Source organism: Acrocarpospora corrugata (assembly GCF_009687845.1).
Classification (GTDB): domain Bacteria; phylum Actinomycetota; class Actinomycetes; order Streptosporangiales; family Streptosporangiaceae; genus Acrocarpospora; species Acrocarpospora corrugata.
This window is the reverse complement of sequence record NZ_BLAD01000081.1, coordinates 1-14479: the sequence shown is the minus strand read 5'-3', so window position 1 is coordinate 14479 and position 14479 is coordinate 1. Positions and strand designations below refer to the sequence as shown.

18 protein-coding genes are annotated in these 14479 nt (G+C 67.0%); 6 read left to right on the top strand and 12 right to left on the bottom strand.

Annotated elements, in window-relative coordinates; all coding sequences use genetic code 11:
- The first annotated feature begins 115 nt into the window (after positions 1 to 115).
- Together Acor_RS31855 and Acor_RS31850 are read left to right on the top strand one after the other, a co-directional pair.
- On the top strand, positions 116 to 1015 hold the full coding sequence (locus Acor_RS31855; protein WP_155340486.1) for a winged helix-turn-helix transcriptional regulator: 900 nt from the start codon (positions 116 to 118) through the stop codon (positions 1013 to 1015).
- A gap of 53 nt (positions 1016 to 1068) precedes the next feature.
- Positions 1069 to 2112, top strand: coding sequence for a DNA alkylation repair protein (locus Acor_RS31850; RefSeq protein WP_155340485.1), 1044 nt, complete (start codon positions 1069 to 1071; stop codon positions 2110 to 2112).
- Between the two features lie 862 nt (positions 2113 to 2974).
- Here the strand turns inward: Acor_RS31850 and Acor_RS31845 are convergent.
- The 4 genes from Acor_RS31845 to Acor_RS31830 form a co-directional block, all read right to left on the bottom strand.
- Positions 2975 to 3208, bottom strand: coding sequence for a hypothetical protein (locus Acor_RS31845; protein WP_155340484.1), 234 nt, complete (start codon positions 3206 to 3208; stop codon positions 2975 to 2977).
- Between the two features lie 245 nt (positions 3209 to 3453).
- Complete coding sequence (wsfD, locus tag Acor_RS31840) at positions 3454 to 5133, bottom strand: glycan biosynthesis hexose transferase WsfD (protein ID WP_155340483.1); 1680 nt, start codon at positions 5131 to 5133, stop codon at positions 3454 to 3456.
- Complete coding sequence (locus Acor_RS31835) at positions 5130 to 5894, bottom strand: septum formation family protein (protein ID WP_170317167.1); 765 nt, start codon at positions 5892 to 5894, stop codon at positions 5130 to 5132. The genes wsfD and Acor_RS31835 overlap by 4 nt, the downstream gene beginning before the upstream one ends.
- A 155-nt stretch (positions 5895 to 6049) precedes the next feature.
- Positions 6050 to 6727: a LuxR C-terminal-related transcriptional regulator gene (locus Acor_RS31830; RefSeq protein WP_155340481.1), complete on the bottom strand. Its 678-nt coding sequence runs from the start codon at positions 6725 to 6727 to the stop codon at positions 6050 to 6052.
- Between the two features lie 156 nt (positions 6728 to 6883).
- Here Acor_RS31830 and Acor_RS31825 point away from each other — a divergent pair, with 156 nt between their 5' ends.
- From Acor_RS31825 to Acor_RS31810, 4 genes are all read left to right on the top strand, one after another.
- Positions 6884 to 7336, top strand: coding sequence for a hypothetical protein (locus tag Acor_RS31825; protein ID WP_155340480.1), 453 nt, complete (start codon positions 6884 to 6886; stop codon positions 7334 to 7336).
- 88 nt (positions 7337 to 7424) lie between these two features.
- Positions 7425 to 7994 (top strand): carboxymuconolactone decarboxylase family protein, encoded by a 570-nt coding sequence (locus Acor_RS31820; protein WP_155340479.1) that lies wholly within the window; start codon positions 7425 to 7427, stop codon positions 7992 to 7994.
- Positions 7995 to 8336: 342 nt separating this feature from the next.
- Positions 8337 to 8702 (top strand): DsrE family protein, encoded by a 366-nt coding sequence (locus Acor_RS31815; protein ID WP_155340478.1) that lies wholly within the window; start codon positions 8337 to 8339, stop codon positions 8700 to 8702.
- A 333-nt stretch (positions 8703 to 9035) separates the two neighbouring features.
- Complete coding sequence (locus tag Acor_RS31810; RefSeq protein ID WP_155340477.1) at positions 9036 to 9758, top strand: alpha/beta hydrolase; 723 nt, start codon at positions 9036 to 9038, stop codon at positions 9756 to 9758.
- Here Acor_RS31810 and Acor_RS31805 read toward each other — a convergent pair.
- The 8 genes from Acor_RS31805 to Acor_RS31770 all read right to left on the bottom strand — a co-directional run bounded on the left by Acor_RS31805 (position 9727) and on the right by Acor_RS31770 (position 14253).
- On the bottom strand, positions 9727 to 9867 hold the full coding sequence (locus tag Acor_RS31805) for a hypothetical protein (RefSeq protein WP_155340476.1): 141 nt from the start codon (positions 9865 to 9867) through the stop codon (positions 9727 to 9729). The two genes, Acor_RS31810 and Acor_RS31805, sit on opposite strands and share 32 nt — an antisense overlap.
- An 84-nt stretch (positions 9868 to 9951) precedes the next feature.
- On the bottom strand, positions 9952 to 10677 hold the full coding sequence (locus Acor_RS31800) for a DUF433 domain-containing protein (protein WP_170317165.1): 726 nt from the start codon (positions 10675 to 10677) through the stop codon (positions 9952 to 9954).
- Between the two features lie 183 nt (positions 10678 to 10860).
- Positions 10861 to 11376, bottom strand: a complete 516-nt coding sequence (locus Acor_RS31795) for a flavoprotein (protein WP_155340474.1) — start codon at positions 11374 to 11376, stop codon at positions 10861 to 10863.
- A gap of 124 nt (positions 11377 to 11500) precedes the next feature.
- The gene (locus tag Acor_RS31790; RefSeq protein ID WP_155340473.1) at positions 11501 to 11677 is read right to left on the bottom strand and encodes a hypothetical protein; all 177 of its coding nucleotides are present in this window, start codon (positions 11675 to 11677) and stop codon (positions 11501 to 11503) included.
- Positions 11674 to 12165, bottom strand: coding sequence for an MFS transporter (locus tag Acor_RS31785; RefSeq protein WP_155340472.1), 492 nt, complete (start codon positions 12163 to 12165; stop codon positions 11674 to 11676). Before Acor_RS31785 ends, Acor_RS31790 begins: the two co-directional genes overlap by 4 nt.
- Positions 12166 to 12637: 472 nt before the next feature.
- Positions 12638 to 13021, bottom strand: coding sequence for an ACT domain-containing protein (locus Acor_RS31780; protein ID WP_155340471.1), 384 nt, complete (start codon positions 13019 to 13021; stop codon positions 12638 to 12640).
- 43 nt (positions 13022 to 13064) lie between these two features.
- Complete coding sequence (locus Acor_RS31775; RefSeq protein WP_155340470.1) at positions 13065 to 13406, bottom strand: DUF5713 family protein; 342 nt, start codon at positions 13404 to 13406, stop codon at positions 13065 to 13067.
- A 166-nt stretch (positions 13407 to 13572) separates the two neighbouring features.
- The gene (locus Acor_RS31770; protein ID WP_155340469.1) at positions 13573 to 14253 is read right to left on the bottom strand and encodes a cytochrome b/b6 domain-containing protein; all 681 of its coding nucleotides are present in this window, start codon (positions 14251 to 14253) and stop codon (positions 13573 to 13575) included.
- Between the last annotated feature and the right edge of the window lie 226 nt (positions 14254 to 14479).

Here is a 14479-nt window from a genome sequence, read left to right as displayed (position 1 = left end):
TTCGTGGCGAGAGGGCCGGGCCTGATGGGTCTGGCCCTTTTCGCGTTATAAATACGCCAGGTAAACAATTGAAAATTGCCCTAACAAGGGACTTGTCGCCTGGCATGGTGGACGTGTGAAGAAGGGTTACGGACAGCACTGCCCAATCGCCCTGGGCGCCGAGGTCTTCGCCGAACGCTGGACGCCCATCATTCTCCGCAACCTCATGGTGGGTTGTCACCGTTTCAGCGCGATCCTGGAGGGCGCCCCCGGGCTGCCGCGCAGCGTGCTGTCCCAGCGGCTGCGCCGGCTCGAAGAGGACGGCGTGGTCGAACGGCGGGAGCACGAGTATCACCTGACCGAATGCGGGCGCGAGCTCACGGATGTGTGCATGGCTCTCGGTTCCTGGGGTGCCCGCTGGCGCGAACCTCAGCCGTCCCGACATGATCCATATCTGGTGCTCTGGACCATGTCGCGACTGATCTCGCCCGACACGCTGCCCCAGCCCAGAATCGTGCTCCGGGTCGAACTGACCGACCACCCCGATCGTTACTGGCTGGTCCTGAGCCTCGCCGGAAACGAGGTCTGCCTGGAGAACCCGGGCTTCCCCGAGGACGGCGTACTCACCGCGGACACCGGGTGGCTCCTCCGCTGGGAATCCGGTTCAGGTCCGCTCGCCGGTCCATCGTTCGACAGCCCGGATTCGGCACCGCCTGTCGGCGCCTCCCTTGACGAGCCGGGTTCGGCACCGGTCGTCGGCCCCTCCTCTGACGGGCCGGGTCCGGCACCGCTTGTCGGTCTCTCCTTCGACGGGCCGGGTCCAGCACCGCTTGTCGGTCTCTCCTTCGACGGGCCGGGTCCAGCACCGCTTGTCGGTCTCTCCTTCGACGGGCCGGGTTCGACGCCGGTCGTCGGCTCTTCCTTCGACGGCCCGGGTTCGGTGCCGGTCGTCGGTGCCTCCTTCGACGGGCCGCTCTGGCTCGGTCGTGCGCTGGCCGACTGGGCGGGGCTTACGCCCTTCAAATCCGTCCACTGAGAATTGTCGGTGGGGTGTGGCAGCGTGTGGCTGTGGCTCAACCGTTGAAGGAAATGATCAATGCCGGGTCCGTGGGGGTGCTCGCGGATGGAATCGCGGCCGTGTGGAAGCCCTTTTCGCGGGCGGCGTTCGTGCGGGGCGCGCTGGCCGGGCTCGCCGGGCTGGAGTTGAAGGACCGCGTTCGGCATGTGGCGCGGATGCTGCACGAGGCGTTGCCGTTGCCGTTCGCGGATGCCGCCGAGGTGCTCCGCGGGAGCGCCGGTCAGGTCCGGCTGGACTTGTGGAGTGGCTGGCCGGCCACCGAGCACGTCGCCACCCACGGGGTGGAGCATCTGGATGAGTCCATGGCGACGCTGGCCGTCCTGACGCCGCATTCGACCGCGGAGTTCGCCGTCCGGCCGTTGCTTGAGCGCCATCACCTGGACGCGATGAAGATCATGTATGACTGGGCCCACTCACCCGATGAGCACCTCAGACGGCTCGCCTCCGAAGGAACCCGGCCGCGCCTGCCCTGGGGATCCCGGGTGCGCTGGCTGATGGAACCCGGCCCCGCGCTGCCCATCCTCGACGCCCTCCGCGACGACCCCAGCGAATACGTGCGCCGCTCCGTCGCCAACCACGTCAACGACATCGCCAAGGACCACCCCGAGGTCGCGATCGACCTTCTCGCCCGCTGGCGGGAATCCGGCGGCTCCCACATCGAGCGAACCCTCCGCCATGCCGCCCGCGGCCTCATCAAGGCGGGCCACCCCCGCGCCCTCACCCTCATGGGCGCTTCTCCCGGCGCCGGCACCGTCGACGACCTCACCCTGCACGACACCGAGGTCGTGACCGGAAATCATCTCCGCTTCACCGTCACCCTCACCACCGACCACCCCGGCCCGATCATCCTCAAATACGCGATCCGCCGCGACAACTCACACCGCGTCTTCCACCTGGCCGAACGCCCCTCCATGCAGCCCGGCCACCCCCTGACCATCACCAAATCCCACTCATTCCGCCCCGTCACCACCCGAAACGAACCCCCAGGCCCCCGAACCCTGGAAATCGTCATCAACGGCACCGTCCGCGCCAGCGCCCCTTTCCTCCTGAAGTAGAACGGCTCGACCGTGCGGACGGACAGGCCCTTGTTGTTATGGACGGTCCAGCCGCCGGCCACCCAGCGCCCCGCCCCGGGCCGGCCGCCGACCAGGGAATTCCTTGCGGGATACCAACTGGTCGATGTCGAGTCCGAGGACCAGGCCATCGAGCTCGCCGCGCGGATCTCAGCCCTGCGGATCTCAGCCCTGCGGATCTCAGCCCTGCGGATCTCAGCCCTGCGGATCTCAGCCGCGCGCGGCCTTGGCGGTATCCCAGTCCGGCAGGTGATGGGCACCCTGCTAAGGGCTGAGCTGCCACCAACGACAAGGATCCCCTCCCGAAGAACTTCCGGGAGTGGTCGAGAACCTCTCGGGCGCCTGCCGCACCGGCTCGAAAGCCCCCTGACATAGGAGGGAGCGCGGCAGCCGATCGCCCCAGCCATCTACGAGCCCCGTGCCGAAGTGGGCGAGCATCACGACCTTCATCACGGCAAAACCACCGTCACGGCCCTCATCGCATCTGAGACATCGCCGACGCCGGACCGTCGGCGCTCATCCCCGTGAGGAGACGCCATGAGCACCACCCCCGTCGGCGGGACCACCGTCACGGCCTGGCCGTGGTCGAGCTGCCGTAATGCGTCGCCCCGGGCGACGGCGGCCGTGGTGAAACGGCCGCCGCTGCCCGGCTCAGGGCCACCGACTCAGGACCACCGACTCAGCTACCGGCTTGGTGGCCGGTCCGGGGCTTTGATTGGGCGGTGTGCCGTGCTGTCCGGGATGTGCCACGTGGGTGCCGGTAGCCCAGCCGCGGGCCTCGGTCTCTACGCCGGGGTTGCGTCCCTTGCCCGGGTTCGTCCCTCGCTGGCGATGGCGGCGGCCGTCACGAAACCGACTGCCACGCCCGACCAGGGCCGGGAAGGCAACTTGCCGCAGGAAAACTGGCGGCAGGGATCAGGGGATTATGGGTGACGCGCGTGACGCCGTTCGCCATCACAGTCGATCCATCGCTGGCGATCTCCGCGAGGGCCTGCGCGTACGGCCCGGAGGCTTCGTCGGTGGCCAGCGCGGCACCCGGCGCGCCGGTCAGCCCCAGCACCGCCGCACCCGCGACCATGCCCGCGCATGCCGAACCTCATTATCTTGATCATTACTCTCCCGCATGTCGTGAAACCGAGGGCCCGCCGCAGCGGCCTCGAACATGTGAACTTATCGTGACCAATAAGTGACGAAGCGTGACACGGATGCTCAAGATCGATATTGATGATCCGTTTGAAGAGGTCAGGAGTTGAGGTGTAGATATCCCCAGCGAGCCGGAACCGCAGCGACCAGCCCGATGCCGCCACCCGGTGAACCTGGAGCTCAACGGACGAGCTCCGGCTTGCAGGAGTTGGGCATGCCTGGGGCGTCCCGCCGGCGAGGGTTGGGGCGGACGCCACGGAAGCGGATGCACAGGGCCAAGGTCAGGAGCGGGATGCACACGGCGGTGAGGAAGCTGACAACGGTGAGGTGGCGGGTGATGTCGGCTCGGCCCAGGAGGATCAGGACCGCGCCGAACTGGGCGACGATCATCAGGGGGACGAGCATGGCCAGGCGGCCGACGGCCTTTCTGGCGGGTTTCACACGGCGGCGGCGGACGACGGAGCGGCCGGCCGCGAACGTGGCGACCCACAGGAGCAGCAGGAACGCGGGGGCGACGCGGAATGTCCCCCAGAACCAGCTGTATGCGGCGATGCGATGTTCCCTCGCGCCCGGCGGGAGTCCGGCGTCCGGCGGGTACGAGCCGAGGTAGTCGACCGAGAAACGCCCGATACCCTCCAGACCCCAGCCGACCGCGCGAACCGCATGCGCCGGATGCGTCAGATAGAAGGCCACGATCCCGGCCGTCGTCACGTTCTCCTTGAACATCGCGACGAGCACGGGCGGCAGGCTGCCGACTCCGGCGTTGGTGGCGGCGATCTCGCTGATCGCGGCGGCTGACGGCGCGTCGAAGCCCAGGTCCTGGAGGTCTTTGGCCGCGCCCGTGTTGCCGTACAGGATCGAGCCGAAGACGACGCCGTGCCGGGCGGCTTCCATCTGGGTCTCGGGCTGGGCGGCCAGGTGGAACGACGCCGCCGCGATCACCACGAGGCTCAGCACGATTCCCGGAATCCGCCGCAGCACCGGCCCCGCCCACCGCCAGCGAACCAGCCGCCGGTACGGCAACCAGATCAGCGCCACACAAACCGGGACAGCCAGCGCGGCAGTCTGTACCTGCGCCCCAATGGTGAAGATCGCGACGATGGTCGTCAGCAGCAGCCTCGGAAGCGTGGCCCCCCTCCCCAGCAGGAGCAGGGCGGCCAGCAGGAACCCGACGCCCAGCAGCGCGGCCGGTTCGGTGTGCGGCGAAACGAAGAAGCCCGCGAAAGCCGCGTCCGCGTACACGAGGCCGATGGCGCTCGCCGCCCCCGCCCGTACCCACCACCGGCCGGGCAGCAGCCAGGCGAGCAGCCCGACGATCACCCCGACCAGCAGCGTGGAGAGAACGCCCAGGCCACGCAGGTCGACCAGGCCCGGCAGCCCGAGCGGCCCGTTGACCTGCTTGGCCAGCCAGAGCAGCCCGAGTTGCGTCGACCGGTACAGCTCACAGGTCTCACCGAACCAGGCATGCGGAACCCAGGCCGTGAAGACATAGTCCGACGTGTCCGCATTCCAGGGCCGCCCGTTGGCCGCCCCGAACGTGCACAGCAGCCGCCGGCCGTCGCCCTGGTCCCCCACGCCGACCGGCCCGCCCGCGAACAGCCGCGCCAGCATGACCCCGGCCCAGGCCAGGCCGGTGAGAATCGCAGTGATCAACGCCGATCTGCGCCCACGCCGGGCCCGGTGGCTCCGGAGCCGGATCAGCCCGGACCGCGCCGTGCCGAGTTCGTGGTCGTCGACGCAACGGCTCCGGCCGAAGTCCTGGTCCTGCTCGGGAGACCACTCGCGGCTGTGGTCGTGTTCGCCCAGCTCGTGGTCGTCGGCGGTGGTGTCCGGGGGAGAGATTCGGGTCCTGGAGGTCATCGGCTGCCTCCGCGCAGAGTGGTCGTGGTGACGGCGTCGTCGTCGTGGCGGAGCCAGCAGTGGGCCTGACGGGTGTCGACCGGTTCGACGGTTACGGCCAGGCCGTCCAGGGTGCCGCCGGTGTAGGCGCGGGCGTTCGCCTGGCAGAGGTGTTTCATCTGGCTTGGGGTGCTGTCGTCGTGGGCCAGGTAGATGGGTGGTTCGACCCATTCCTGGTCGTGGGGGAGCGCGCAGACGACGTCCACGGTTTCGCGGCGGCAGCGCCGTACCAGCACTGATTGGGGGTGACGCATGATGCCGCGGAGGGGGGCGGTGAGTTGGGGGCCGAGGTCGGTGTGGAGGGTGGGGACGAGCAGGTCGCAGCGGAGGGTGCGGTTGCCGGCCGCCCATTCGGCGCGGGTCGGGAATTTCGCCTGGATCTCGATCCCCCATTGGGCGTCTTTCCGCCGCGCCCCCAGGTAGGGGCGGATCGGGCGGTAGTCGCAGGCCGCGCGGAGGCGGTCGGGGCTGGGGCGGTCGGGTTCCGTGGCCAGCGCGCCGCTCAGCCTGGTAACCAGGTAGGTCTCGGTCTGGTGTGGCTCGGTGCACGAGACCGGCGGGGCGACATCACTGACGTGATAAAGCTCCTCCGGCTGCGACATGCGGTGACATGAGCCGACCGGCATCGCGGCGCTGGGCCGGCCGGTCGCAGCCGCCGGTGCCAGGCCGCAGGACGCGGTCAGACCGGCCATGAGGTACATGAGCAGGACACGAAGCGTCATACCGCCCCCTTCGATTCGACGTCGCCGAACGTTAGTGGCCCGGCGGGCGGCGAGGCGGGGGACGCGCCCCGGTCTCCTCCTCTGGAGTGATAGGCGGGCCGTCATCGACGAACGATCAGCGGTCCGTGCGGTCGAATAGTCGGAGGGGCCGCTGGTTACGCAACACTCCCCCTGCTCTGGCGTCGTCCGGTCGGAATGAGCACATCGGTACGGCCGCGCCCGAGCGCCATCGCGATGACGTGCACCCGATCCCGGGCACCGGTTTTCCGGAGGATCGCCTTGATATGACTTTTCACGGTGTCGATGGAAATGCGGAGCCGGAGGGCGATTGAGCGGTTGTCGTGGCCGAGGAGTACCTCGTCCAGAACCTCCCGTTCGCGGGTACTCAGGCCGTATCGGGCCAGTGAGTTCTCCTCGCTGGGCCGCCAGGAGCGGGCGGTGACCCGATCGTCGATTATCTGCTGGCCGGCCAGCACGCCGTACAGGTAGAAGATCAGGTCCTCCGGCGGAGAGATCTTGAGGAGGTAGCCCGCCGCGCCGCAGCTGATCGCGGAGGCGGCCAGCGAGTCGTCGTTGACCCCGCTGAGCAGCACCGGCATGGTCGCCGGGCTGGCCAGCCGGATCCAGCCGCACAGTTCCAGGCCGCTCTCGCCCGCCACGTCGGCTTCGCACAGGACCAGGTCGGGCTTGTGTGCGAGCACCACACTCCTGGCCTCGTGGGCAGTGGACACGGCGGCGATGAGCCGGAATCGTCCCGACTTCGCGAACACGGCATTCAGCGCAATATGAGTCAACTTCGATTCATCAACTACGACAACACGGTATTCCTGCACATCATCCTCGCGTGGAGTGAAAACATGCTCTTTCGCGGCGCTATCCGCCGGGCGAGCTGGTGATCAATCTAGTGCTGGGCCCGCGCGCGGTCGGAAATAACACTCACCCTCTGGAGTGATTAATCAAGTATTGGTCACTCCGTAGAGTGAGTAACTGTGGAATATGTGTCGTTGCCGTTCACCTACCGACATAACCTCGGAGAACATCAGCGGTTCAGCCACCACCGGGTCGTCACGATCGCGAACGACCGGATCGGGCTGATCAACCTGGCCGCGAGCCCGGCGCCGAATACGGTCATCCAGTTTCCGCCGCTGCTGCCCCCTGATCACGGTCACCTTGAACGAGCAGATCGCCGTTGGGGACAAGCTGACCGTCAAAGCCATGCACATCCAACTGCTCCCGGCGTTGGCGATGTGATCATCGGCCACGCGATGTGTGGCCCCGCCACCCTCGACCCGCCGTCGCCTGTGCCGCTGGCCTCGGGTGAGGGCCTCTACCTGGGCCTCTACCTGGGCCTCTACCTGGGCCTGGGCCTGGCCGGCGTCTCCGTCGTGGGCTTCACGACCGCCCGCAAGCGTCGGCGCGGCATGTCCCTCGTCTCGGCTTGAAACCAGGTGGCTCCGGGATTCCGGGGGCCACTTTGTCGTTCGCGGCTGATGGCGGCTTATCGTGATGTCACCTCACGAAAGCGAGACCATGACGTATCTCGACACACCCGACGAGTCGCCGCTGTACGCGGCCGATGCGGCCATCTGTGGATTCGTACCCAACTACACGCGGGTGTTCGCGCTCCGGCCGGAGGTCTACCAGGGCTGGCTGCAGCTTGGCGGCGCGGTTCGGAATGGGATGGATCTGCGCCGGTATGAGCTGGTCACTGTGGCGACCGCGCGGGTGATCGGCTCGAAGTACTGCGGGCTGGCGCATGCGCAGAAGCTGCAGGAGTTCTACGACGACGAGGCGCTGAGCGCGATCCTGCGCGACCATCACGACGCGGAGCTCGCGCCGGTGGACGTGGCCATCATGGACTTCGCCTCGAAGGTCGCCACGGACCCGACCACGATCACCGAAGCCGACGCGGAGACGTTGCGGCGGTTCGGGCTGAGTGATGGGGATGTGTTCCAGATCGTGCTGGCGGTGTCCCTGCGCCGGTTCTTCAGCGGGGTGCTCAGCGCGGTGGGGGCGGTTGCGGATCAGGAGTACGAGAAGCTCGCACCTGAGATCCGGAGTGCGGTCGACGCTTTTGGGGCGCGTTCGTCGCATAGTTGATCACAGTGGTCGGGTTCGCCTCGGCCTTCGGGGCGCGTTTCGTCGCACGGTTGATCACGGCGGTCGGGGTTCGCCTCAGCTTTTCGAGGTTCGCCTCAGGCTTCCCGAGCCCCGGAATTGTCGGTGGCGGCGCGCAGGTTCGCTGCCGGCAGCGAAACCTCTTGACCCTCACGCCAGGTCGGGTTCACCTGACCTTCGGGTCCTCGTCGGCTTTCGGGGATGATCGCGGCGGTCAGGTTCTCCTCGGCTATTGGCGTGTCCTCGGGCGGGAGTCACACGGTCTCTCACACACGGGTCGGACATCGTGTCGTCAGACAGATCCGATCCAATCGAGGAGATCCCATGGCCGGAAAGGCCGTCATCAGTTTGACCACAGGACTTGAGGACCCGGAGCGCGTCACGGTGGCGTTCCTGGTCGCCCTCGGCGCGGCCGAACAGGGCCGTCCCACGCTCATGTTCCTCACCAAGGAAGCGACGCGACTGGTCACCGAGGGCGTGGCCACGGGGGTCGCGTGCGAGGGTTGCCCGCCGCTGGCCGACCTTGTCGCTCGGTACGCGGCCGCGGGCGGGAAGTACATGGTCTGCCCGATCTGCTTCGACTCCCGCAAGCTGGACAAGAGCACACTCATCGACAACGCGGAGCTGGGCGGAACCGTACCCATGTGGCAGTGGATCGGCGACGAGGGCGCGACCACGTTCAGCTACTGATCGCGAGCCCAGGCCCGTCGATCTACCAGTACTTTCGGGTTGGAGGCGCTACGGGCCGGCGAGGACGGTGCCACCTCGCCGTCGTCGCGTCGCCGACATTAACCGGCGTCGCCACGGCCCGCTGGTCTACAACGCGGTCCCGGCCCCGCTGCCCCCTGGCTGTCCCCCGCTCTGATCCACGAGCCCGCGCTCTGGCTACGAACCCCTCCCGCGTAGCCTTTCGCGCCTCTCAAGGCATTGGGCATTCCGGCTCTGGCCGATAGAACGGCTCGCACTTGGCGGCGGGCTGTTCCCGGCTCCGAGATTGTCGGTGGCGTCTAGTAGATGTAGAGCATGGCGAACTTCGTGTTGATCCCCGGCGGAGGTTCAGGGCCGCAGTACTGGTCCCTGTTGGCGGACGAACTGCGCGGGCGGGGTCACGGCGCCCTCGCGGTCGAGTTGCCGTACGAGGATGAGAAGGCTGGCCTGGAAGAATACGCGGACGCGGTGGCACAGGCCGTCGGCGACCAACGTGACCTGGTCGTGGTGGCCCACTCGTTCGGCGGGTTCACCGGACCGCTCGTCTGCGATCGGGTGCCGGTCGAGTTGCTGGTCTTCGTGACGGGGATGATCCCCCGGCCTGGCGAACGCCCCGGCGATTGGTGGGAGAACACCGGCCATGCGTCCGCCCTCCGAGAAAGCCACCTGCGCGAGGGCCGCGACCCGGACGCACAGGATGTCTACGACCTGTTCCTGCACGACGTACCCAGAACTCTCGCAGACGCGGCACTGGCGGACGGCCGGGACCAAGCCGACACCTCAATGAACGCACCATGGCCGGCACCCACCCTGCCCGACGTCCCAACCCGAGCTCTGATCTGCACCGACGACCGCTACTTCCCAGCCGACTTCATGCGCACCATGGTCCAGGACCGCCTCGGCTCCGCCCCCGACGAGATGCCCGGCAGCCACCACCCAATGCTGAGCCACCCCACCGAACTCGCCGACTACCTGGAGCGCGCCTATATGACCTCAAGTGGATCATCTAGTGATCGGCGCCGTCGATCGGGTACCTGACGCGGGCTCGGCGCAGGCCGTTCTGGCCGACGGCGAAGACGAACGGCTCGTTCACGCGTCTGGCGGTTGTGATGATCTGTTCCTCATTGTCGAGGAACAGGGCTGCCATCTCGCGACCTACAACGTTGGCCTTCGCGAGAGCGAAGATGCGAGCGCCGCTCATGCCTGCGCTTCGCCTGCCATCGCTTCCGCCTCACGCCGCTTGCGGGAGCAACGCCTCGACCTCGTTCAACAACAGGTCGTAGTCCTCCGCCACAACGCGCGAATCCTCGCCCGCCTGCAATCGGCTGAGCACGTCGGCGACGCGCACCCCTCGGCTCGCCAGGGTCGGCTGCCCGCCATTGATCCACGGGTCGACGGTCACCTTCACGTCCGGATATCCCGGCAGCTGGATTATTCTCATCCAACCGTCCTGATAGGTGACGCGCCGCAGGTAGTCACGCACCACGGGGCGGAACACCTGCTGGCCGCTGCGAATCACCACCAGCCCATCCACGGCGTTCCGCTCCGCGGGGTTGTCGGTGTGTTCCTTGAAATCCCACCGCACCTCGGCGCCGTCGGTCATCAGGCGCTCGCTGGCGAGTGCCTGATCCAAGCCGATGTTCTCTTCCAGCCAGCGGATGGCCGGGCGGATGCGCTGCATCGGGACGTTCGCATGCCGGAATGCCACGAGCATGTACCCCTCCGCCAGTCCGACGAACGGAACTGTCGGCCCTTGAGCCCCAGCGGTCGTCACCAGCGCTTCGGCGACGACAAGCGGTTCGTTCAGGCGTTTGTAGGCGTACCCGACGGCCCAATTGCGGAAGGTCTGGCGCGGAACATCGATCAGATCCGCCGCCTGTCGCTTGGTGTACAGCGGTGTGACGTAGCGGAAGTCACTCATCAGGCCGCCCGCCGGCCCCGCAGTCGATGTTGCCACAACGCCTCCTCCCGGCCCTATGGACAATCTATACAGCTCGCAGCGACGCCCCTGCCTGAATACCGGACCCACCAGCGAGCACGCCATCACGACGCTGAAGATCCGGAGCGTTCCGGCCCGAACCCCGCAAGAACCACTACCCCTTGAGCCGGCCATTCCGGAGCCTTTGACGCGAATCGATACTCAGGAAACAGCGAACTCTGCGAGAACCTCGAGAGGCCAGCCCCACGGGTAGGAGTCTGAGTTGGCGCGGGGCTCTTCGGAGGTCAGGAGGATGTGTACGCCTTCGGAGCGTAGGTCGGCGACGGCTCGGCGGAACGGGGTGCGGAGAGCGAGCGCGCTGTTGACGAAGGGCAGGATGATGACGGGGATGTCGAGTCCGGGGGCTTCGGCGAGGAGGCCTAGGGCGTAGGTGTCGGCGATGCCTTGGGCGAATTTGTTGATGGTGTTGAAGGTGGCGGGGGCCACGATGATGGCGTCCGCTCTTGGTGGCTTGGGTTCGGTGGGCTTGCGGTATTCGCTGCGTACGGGTCTGCCAGTCTGTTTCTCCAGGTGGGGTACGTCGATGAAGTTGAGGGCGGACGGGGTGGCGACGATCTGGACCGTCCATTGTTGGCGCTGGGCCATCGAGACGAGTTCGCCGACGTCGGAGGCCGCGCCTGCGGCGCAGACGATGATGTAGAGGATCTTGCCGGGCACGCGGCGGCTCCGAGGGTTTCGGTAGTTTCGCGGAATTGGTGCGGCTGTGGATAAGGGATCTGGGATCCCGCCCTCGCGAGATCCCAGTCCACTATCGCGTGCTCAGTTCACCTGGCTCGGTCGGTCACTGGTCGTCCGGGTGACCGCTGGAGCTCTGGAGCCGTACCCGAACGCGAGGCTTCGTACGGGCCGCCGCGGCCAGAAATTTGACGGCGGGGATGGTGATGGCGGCCGCGCCCAGCAGGGCGGCGCGGATGGACAGTCGTTCGGCGGTCAGCCCCAGGGGTGGTCCGCCGATCACCTGGCCGGCCGCGTCGGCTTGGCTGACGGCTGGCCGCCCTGGCGAACGCTCGCGCCGATGCCGCACACCGCCCCGCCCTGACCGAACTGTGAACCCTTGAGAAGGATGTCGCCTGCTTGTTTCGGGCCGACCTCGTCGACGATCCAGGCTTCCTGGGCGCCGTCGACGAATGTGGCGCCGATTCCCCAGATGACGTTGGCCAGCAGGATCGCGCCGAAAGCCGGAAACAGGCCTTCGATGAGAAATCCCGCGCCGAACAGCAGGTATCCGATGATGACCGACAGCCTCCGGCTGCGCAGGTCGGCGAGGACGCCGGTGGGGACTTGGGCAAGGAAACAGACGGTTTCCAGGACGGTACCGACGAGGATCAGTTGAAGTGGCCCGAGACCGGCCACTTGGGCTTGGTAGACGAGGTTGAGCGTGAACGCGGTGCCGCCGGCGGACGCCGCCGTTGCGCGAATGACGAGATACGTGGTTTGCGCACGCAAGAAGAGCTCCACAGGTCAGAAGGGAAGGACCCTCCGGCGACCTGGGAGCTCTCAGCGCAGCTGGAAACCCACCGGGAGCACGACCACGACGCCGAAGGACGAGGCGACGCGGCTGCTTCTCATCGAGTGCTCCTTTCGGTGGGATCGGCCCGACTGTAGGCGATATCGCTATGCCATCGGCAACGGGGTTTCCGCGGCGAGCTGGGCTGATCACTCCCACGTGTCCTGAACCTCAATTCGGCCGACATGCACTGATTCCCGTCTGCGCTGCGCCTCAGTTCGGGCGAGCACGTGCTACGCACATTCAGGGCTGGGTTATCGGACTCCGCAGGAAGTCGAGGACCGGTACCTGGCCGGGCAGTCCGTAGCGTAAGTCAGACCACCAGACGCTGCCCGGAATCGCTGGGGCTCCTCACGGATCTCTTTCGGCCGAGCATGTGCTGGTTCTCATGTGCGCTGCGAAGACCAAGAGTTAGCGCAGGTTTTTGACGTCCACCCGATGCCCCGCTTCCTCCAGAACGGCGACGGCCTCCTTGATCCTCGGCTCGGGTACGAGTACCAGATCGGCATGGAATGTCGACGCGACGAACACCGGAATGGCCGCTTCGGCCAGCGGCTGCAGGATCGCCGCCAGCATCCCCGGAACATCCAGGCTGTGCGCCGACGCCTCGCCGTACAGACCGATCCAACGCTCACCCGACCCGGTCGGCCAGGTCTCGCGAACCATGGTGAGCCCCTCCGGGGCGCGAACCAGCGCGATCCACTCGTCGTCCTCGGGGAAGGTCGCGTGAGGTAGATGCTCGATGGCGAATACGGACGGCACCACACCGAGGCGCTGGGACGCTGCTGATTTCATAACGGGATTCTCCCAAGGGTCCGGCAACCGCACGAATCCCGCGTTACCACTCCCGAGCGCTGACCAACTCTTCTATGTCCGCCTCCGCGAACCCGTACGCCGACGCCACGAACCAGAAGTCCTCGGCGATCACCTCTCGGGCCACGGTCTCCATCTCACTACCGGCCGCCACGAACACCTCATCCAGGGCGTTGAACTCCTCCGTTGCGGCCTCCGTGAGCACGTACAGAGCGGCCAGATCCGCCGGCCGCTCAGCCTCAATGCGCTCACACAGCCTCAGCAGTATCGCCTTCCCCAGGTCGACAACGTGATCCGGATAGTACGCGTCCGCGTACATGCCCTTGAGAAAGGCATAGTCAGCCACCTGCTGATTCGCAACGGACACAGCAACCTCCTGGACGACCTACCTGCGGAAATAGCACGATACCTGCTCGCGAATTATCCCCAGGCCGCCATAAATTCGTCCACAGACTGTGCACATGGTTATCCACCCGTCCCGAGCCGGACACCGATTCGGGCAGATGACCACGGAGCGTCCACGACAAACCCGTTTATCCAGCAGGTCCGGTAGGTCCAACAGACCCGCCAGGTCCGGGAGGTCCGCCAGGTCCGGGAGATCTGCCGCTGTCCTGTCGCGCGAGCCAGCCCGGCCAGATCCGGGCGGCGACCGAGCGCGGCAGCCGTCCGCCCAAGTGCATGGACCTCCACACGCCCCGGTAGCCGGGCAGCAGCCCGGCGGCCACCAGGACGTGGCCGGCGAGGACGGGCGTGAGCAGGAAGGTGGTCCAACGATGCAAGTCGGCCAGCAGCAGGAGCGAGGGCAGGTACAGCATGCCCAGCCCGCTCAGGGCCATGACGGCGAGGGTAGCCAGCATGACCAGGTTGGCCAGGCGCTGGCCGGGGTCGTAATGGCCCTCGTGGCGGGGGAATCGGCCGGTGAACGCGGCCCTGGGCCAGGCGGCCAGCCAGCGTGCGTCGCCCGGCTCGCGTTCCAGCGACTCCCGTACGAACGCGCGGGCGGCCCGGACGCGCCCCACGGCGTAGCCGAGCGTCACGAGCACGAACAGCAGGCCGGTCCACTGGTGGATGTCGTCGTCGGGCAGGCCCAGCAGGTGACCCTGGTAATTATCGAGGATGAACCACCAGCCGGTCGACAGCAGCACCAACATGGCCAGGTAGACGAAGACGTGGAACCAGCGTGCGGCCCTGCCATAGCGCTGAACGTAGTCCATGCCCCTTATACCGGGCCGAGCGATCTGGGGTTCCGAGCATGGACTGAGCGGGTCCGCGATTCCGAGCATGGGCTGATCGAACTGATCAGTAGATGCTGGCGCCAGCAAGATCGAGGAAGCTGGCGGCTCAAATGCGCGTGCGAGTCAGTGCGACGCGACGGAGATCCTTGCCGCATCACCGTCACGATGGAGATCTACTCCCAGCAGACCACGATCGGACCGCCGA